The organism is Thioalkalivibrio sp. (assembly GCF_041690275.1).
Taxonomy (GTDB): domain Bacteria; phylum Pseudomonadota; class Gammaproteobacteria; order Ectothiorhodospirales; family Ectothiorhodospiraceae; genus Thioalkalivibrio.
In genome coordinates this window covers 1-4,930 of the sequence record NZ_JAWLHP010000028.1, presented here as the reverse complement: position 1 = coordinate 4,930, position 4,930 = coordinate 1, and the positions used below count along the sequence as shown (strand labels likewise).

The following is a 4,930-nucleotide window of genomic DNA, read 5'->3' as shown; positions in this document are numbered from 1 at the left end:
GCCCAGCGGGCCCACCACTCCGGCCTGGGATCGGAAGCGAACATCCGCCGCTTGCCGGAGAACCCGGGGTAGGGTGGGCCAAGCGCAGCGGGCCCACCACTGCGCCCGTGTCGGCATGGGGTGGGCACACGTGGTTTTGCCCACCCTACGGCGTTGCCTGCGCGCTCCGGAGTGCGGTGACAGTTACTCCAGTCCGGCCTCGCCCGGGCCGAGCCCGAGGATGTTGAAGCCGGAATCGACATAGGTGACCTCGCCGGTGATGCCGGCCGCCAGGTCGGAGCACAGGAAGGCCCCCGTATTTCCGACCTGTTCGATGGTCACGTTGCGGCGCAGCGGGGCGTTCTTCTCCACGTGATCGAGGATGCGCCGGAAATCGCCGATGCCCGCGGCCGCGAGTGTCCGGATCGGTCCGGCCGACACGGCATTCACCCGGGTGGATTCCGGCCCGAGGGTGTAGGCGAGGTAGCGGACATTGGCCTCGAGGCTCGCCTTCGCCAGGCCCATCACGTTGTAGCTCGGCATCGCGCGCATCGCGCCGAGATAGCTGAGGGTGAGGATCGCCGCGTTGCGGTCCTTCATCATGCCGCGTCCCGCCTTCGCGAGCGCCGCGAGGCTGTAGGAGCTGACGTCGTGGGCGATGCGGAAACCGTCCCGGGTGACGTTGTCCAGGAAGTCGCCTTCCAGCTCCTCCTTCGGGGCGAAGGCGACCGAGTGCACGAGGATGTCGAGTCCGTCCCAGTAATTGTCCAGATGCTCGAAGACCTGCTCGATCTCCTGGTCGCTCTCGACATTGCAGGGCACCAGGATGTCGGAGTCGAAGGCGGCCACCAGCTTCTCGACCCGATCGCGCATGCGGTCGTTCTGGTAGGTGAAGGCGAGTTCTGCGCCCTCGCGGTGCATTGCCTCGGCGAGGCCATAGGCGATGGAACGGTTGCTGGCAACACCGACGATCAGCGCGCGCTTGCCCTTGAGAAAGCCCATGTATTCCTCCTGTTTTCGGTTTTGGCCCTGCTCCCCGCCGAGCGCATCCCGCGGGTCAGGGACCGTCCGGCAATGCTCCCGCGCGAAGACGACCCCTGTGTGCGCAGCCGCCTGCGATCATACCCATGTCCCTGCTGTGCCACCACCGGTCGGTGGCGCACGGCGCGCCGGGCAGGAGAGCCCGGCGTTGCCCGGTATCGAGTCCACGGAAGATCCCGCTGGCGGCCGCCGCTGCAGCGGGGAGGGGTCAGCCTTCGCTCGCCGCGACCCTTCTTGCGACGTACAGCGTCAGGGTGTCGCCGGCGCGGATGCCGTCGCCGTTCAGGCTGTTCCAGCGCCGGAGATCCTGGATCTCGACATCGAAGCGCCGCGAGATCGCGCCCAGCGAGTCCCCCGGGCGGATGCGGTATTCCATGCGCGTGGTATCCGGATCCACGGCCGCATGCGGCAGTTCGAGGACCTGGCCCGGCTGCAGCAGCGCGTCGTGCGGCAGGCCGTTGGTCTCCCGGAGACCGGCGACCCCGACCTCGTGCCGTCGCGCGATGGTCCAGAGGCTGTCGCCGCTCCGGACCGTGTACTCCAGCGGTTGGGTCGAGGGCGGCGGGGCCGCGTTCCGGCCCGGGATGGCCTGGCCGGTGACCGGCACCCGCAGGCGCTGCCCGGCCCGGATCAGATCGCCGTCGAGTCCGTTCATCCCCCGCAGCTCGGCGACACCGATTCCGTGCCTGCGCGCGATCCCGCCGAGATTGTCGCCGGCGCGTACCTCGTATTCCGCGTGGGGAACGAGACCGTGGTCCGGTCCGCGCTCGCGCAGGGCGGTCTCCAGCTCTCCGGCGGCAGAGGCGGGAAGCAGCAGATGCTGCGCCGCATAGGGATGGGTAACGGTCCGGTGGTACCCCGGGTTCAGCCGCGCGATCTCGGTGAATTCCACCCCCGCGAGTTCGGCAATGTACTCGAGGTCCGCCTGACGTCCCGGGTCTACCGGTCTCAGGTAGGGCTCGTTCGCGATCACCGGAATCCTGACGCCATGGCGTTCCGGTTCGTCGATCAGCGCGCGCAGCGCCAGCAGCCGGGGCACGTAGGACATCGCCTCGCTGGAGAGCTGCAGGCTCCAGTAGTCCGTCGGTTTTCCGGCCGCCGCGTTGGCGGCGATCGCGCGCGCGACGTTGCCCTGCCCGAAGTTGTAGGCGGCGAGCGCCAGATACCAGTCTCCGAAGCGGGCGTGAAGGCGTTCCAGATAGTCCAGCGCCGCGTGGGTGGACTGGTAGACGTCGCGCCGGCCGTCATACCAGTCGTCCTGGATCAGCCCGAAGTGCTCACCGGTGCCGGGAATGAACTGCCAGATGCCGGCCGCGCTACCGCTGGATGTGGCCTCGGGGGCGTAGCCGCTCTCCACGATCGGCAACAGCAGCAGTTCACCGGGTAGACCCCGCCGCTCAATCTCGGTCAGGATGAAATGGACAAAGGGTTCCGCCCTTGCGGAGGCGATGGTGATGATGTTCGGGTGCTGGCGGTAATGCCGTTTGTAGACTTCCACCCGCGGGTGATGCAGGTTCTCGGTCATTGCGAAGCCGAGCCTCGCCCGGCTCCAGATGTCCGGGGCATCCTCCGGCTTCGTCGCGGCCTGGCGCAGCGCGCGGCCCGCGTCCTGCGCGAGCTCCCGCCGCGATCCCGGGCGCAGGACCTCGACCGGCTCTGCCGATCCGGTCGGGTTCGCCACCTGGGCCACCGCCCTCGGCTTGTCGTGGAGGCTGCAGCCGGTACCCAGCAGGGCGCCGACAATCAATACGAGGGGCAGGGGAAGAAGTCGGATAATCATGGACCTGAAGCATAGTCCAGAGAGAGGTTTTCACCAAGCATCCAGGGCCGATTGCCTGCGGGACTGGTATCGCGGTCCGCACGGGCTGCGCACCCTCGCGGGCCTGCGCCAGCACGTGCAGGTCTTGTGTCGGCCGCGCTTCGGCGATGCCTGGCTGGAGGTCGGCCCCGTGAGCCTGCTGCACCCGGAGTGGACCGGCCCGGTCCACGCGCTGCACGCGGATCCGCGGAGCAGGACCCTGCCGGCGCAGGGAGACCTTTTGCCGCTGGCCGCAGCGACGTTTTCCTGCGTGCTGGTCGCGCATGCCGTCGGTGATGCGGGAGACGCCGGGGATGTCATTGCCGAGGCCGCCCGCGTGCTGGCCCCCGAGGGCCACCTGTTCCTCCTCGAGTGCAGTCACTGCGGTTCGCCCGGCAGACACCGCCTGCGTCCGGGACTGCGGCGGCGCAGCCGGCGCCTGCTGCGCCGGGCCGGACTGGAGGTGCACCGCCAGGTCGCACTGAGCCTGCTGCCCGCCGTCCTCCCGGACGGCTGGCACCGGCGGCTGGGCCCCCTCGATGCCGCGGTGTCGCCCTGGCTGCCCGTGCTGGGAAGCTGCGTGCTGACGGTGGGCAGGCGCCGGGACCTGATGCCGATCGCCCCTGCACCGAGCCGCCTGCGCTGGTCGCGCGACGCCGTGCGCGCGGGCGGGAGATCGCAATGGGCGTGAACGGCGGCAAGGTCTTTGTCTTCACCGACGGGGCCTGCCGTGGCAATCCGGGTCCCGGTGGCTGGGGCGCGGTGCTGCGCTTCGGTGAGGTTGAACGGGAACTCTACGGGGCCGAGCCCGAGACGACGAACAACCGGATGGAACTGACCGCAGCCATCCGTGCGCTGGAGGCCCTGAAGCGGCCCTGCCGGGTGGAGCTGCTGACCGACTCGCAATACGTGAAGCAGGGCATCACCGCTTGGCTGCCCGGTTGGAAGCGGCGCGGCTGGCGCTCCTCCAGCGGCGGACCGGTGAAGAACCGTGACCTCTGGGAGCAGCTCGATGCGCTGGCCCGCCAGCACCAGGTGGAATGGTTCTGGGTTCGCGGTCACACTGGGCACCCCGAGAACGAGCGGGCCGACCGCCTGGCCAACCGCGCGATCGACGAGATGCTGCGCGCGCGTCCCAAGGGCGGTGGGTAGACTTCATGGAGGCTATGGGCGACGCTCAAGGCAGGCTTCCACCACGGCACGGAGAACCCGAAGATGCGCCAGATCGTCCTCGACACCGAGACCACCGGCCTGGAGCCGGCGGATGGCCACCGGATCATCGAGATCGGCTGCGTGGAGATCGTGAACCGGAGGCTGACCGGCAACCGCCTGCACGAGTACCTGCAGCCCGATCGCGAGATCGACCCGCGGGCGATCGAGATCCACGGCATCAGCAATGAATTCCTGCTCGACAAGCCGCGCTTTGCGGACGTCGCCGAGCGCTTCCTCGAATTCATCGCGGGCGCCGAGCTGATCATTCACAACGCGCCCTTCGATGTCGGCTTCATCAATCACGAACTGACGCTCGCTGCGGCCAGGGTGCGGCGTGTGGAGGACGTCTGCGGGATTCTCGACACCCTCGTGCTCGCCCGCCGGATGCACCCTGGCACCCGCAACTCGCTGGATGCGCTGTGCAAGCGCTACCAGGTGGACGCCTCGACCCGCGTACTGCACGGCGCGGTGCTGGATGCCGGGCTGCTCGCCGATGTCTACCTGGCGATGACCGGCGGCCAGGTGGCGCTGGGTCTGGAGCAGGAGGGCCCGGAGCTGGAAAACCCGGAGGTGCAGGAGAGGGCGCAACGGCGTGCCGGCGCTCTGCGCGTGATCGAACCCAGCCCGGAAGAGCGCGCGGCGCACGCGGAGATGGTTGCGCTGCTCGACCAGAGCGCGGGCGGGACCTGCCACTGGCGCCGCCTGGACCGCTGAGCCGGCCCCTGTGGGAGCGGCCTCCTGTGGGAGCGCCCTCCTGTGGGAGCGCCCTCCTGTGGGAGTGGCCTCCTGTGGGAGCGGCCTCCTGTGGGAGCGGCCTCCCGGCCGCGATGGCCCTGGGCACCCAAGGCAGCCCCACATCGCGGCTGGAAGCCGCTCCCACAGCAGGTCAGCCCCCTCGCC

At 69.4% G+C, this 4,930-nt stretch carries 5 protein-coding genes; 3 read left to right on the top strand and 2 right to left on the bottom strand.

Annotation, left to right across the window (positions count from 1 at the left end):
- Positions 1–183: 183 nt before the first annotated feature.
- Both ACESMN_RS07075 and ACESMN_RS07070 read right to left on the bottom strand, forming a co-directional pair.
- Positions 184–981: an enoyl-ACP reductase gene (locus ACESMN_RS07075; protein ID WP_373052892.1), complete on the bottom strand. Its 798-nt coding sequence runs from the start codon at positions 979–981 to the stop codon at positions 184–186.
- Between the two features lie 247 nt (positions 982–1,228).
- Positions 1,229–2,800, bottom strand: coding sequence for a LysM peptidoglycan-binding domain-containing protein (locus tag ACESMN_RS07070; RefSeq protein WP_373052891.1), 1,572 nt, complete (start codon positions 2,798–2,800; stop codon positions 1,229–1,231).
- Between ACESMN_RS07070 and ACESMN_RS07065 the strand changes: the two genes are divergently transcribed.
- The 3 genes from ACESMN_RS07065 (at position 2,799) to dnaQ (ending at position 4,744) form a co-directional block, all read left to right on the top strand.
- Positions 2,799–3,509: a methyltransferase domain-containing protein gene (locus tag ACESMN_RS07065; protein ID WP_373052890.1), complete on the top strand. Its 711-nt coding sequence runs from the start codon at positions 2,799–2,801 to the stop codon at positions 3,507–3,509. The genes ACESMN_RS07070 and ACESMN_RS07065 overlap by 2 nt on opposite strands.
- Positions 3,500–3,970: a ribonuclease HI gene (gene rnhA / locus ACESMN_RS07060; RefSeq protein ID WP_373052889.1), complete on the top strand. Its 471-nt coding sequence runs from the start codon at positions 3,500–3,502 to the stop codon at positions 3,968–3,970. The genes ACESMN_RS07065 and rnhA overlap by 10 nt, the downstream gene beginning before the upstream one ends.
- Before the next feature lie 63 nt (positions 3,971–4,033).
- The gene (gene dnaQ, locus ACESMN_RS07055) at positions 4,034–4,744 is read left to right on the top strand and encodes a DNA polymerase III subunit epsilon (RefSeq protein WP_373052888.1); all 711 of its coding nucleotides are present in this window, start codon (positions 4,034–4,036) and stop codon (positions 4,742–4,744) included.
- The last annotated feature ends 186 nt before the right edge of the window (positions 4,745–4,930 follow it).